The organism is Nostoc sp. UCD121 (genome assembly GCF_014222285.1).
Lineage (GTDB): Bacteria > Cyanobacteriota > Cyanobacteriia > Cyanobacteriales > Nostocaceae > Nostoc.
Map to the genome: position 1 here is coordinate 1 of NZ_JACKZS010000540.1, position 378 is coordinate 378.

At 42.3% G+C, this 378-nt stretch carries 1 protein-coding gene; it reads left to right on the forward strand.

The genetic code is table 11. The annotated features are described in order from the left end of the window. Positions 1-15 precede the first annotated feature (15 nt). A partial coding sequence (locus GNF10_RS37385; RefSeq protein ID WP_185607528.1) for a hypothetical protein occupies positions 16-378 on the forward strand: 363 nt, incomplete at its 3' end.

The window sequence follows — 378 nt, forward strand, 5'->3', positions numbered from 1 at the left end:
ACAGGGAATGACAAATTGGATCTCTTACCAACACACAGGGAAGAGGAAATAGAAAAAACTGTTGCCTGTTCCCCATTGCCTGTTCCCTATCTTTTACAAAATAAACCGCAGGTACAAACCCATGACTTTAACCAAAGACAACAACCCAACTCAGATACAGTTCCTAACCGAGAAGATAGAGCAATTAACCCAGAAAATCGAGCAGTTACAAACCAACAGCCAGCAATTGACCCAGAAAATCGAGTTCTTAGAAACGAGCCAAGCCGAGAACCTAATCGAAATAAGCGCGAATCAGTCGAACTTCTTGCAGCAATTAACCGAGATGCTGAACTCGAAAAAGTCTTCGAGCATGGAGACGATATTGCAGGAATTAACCAA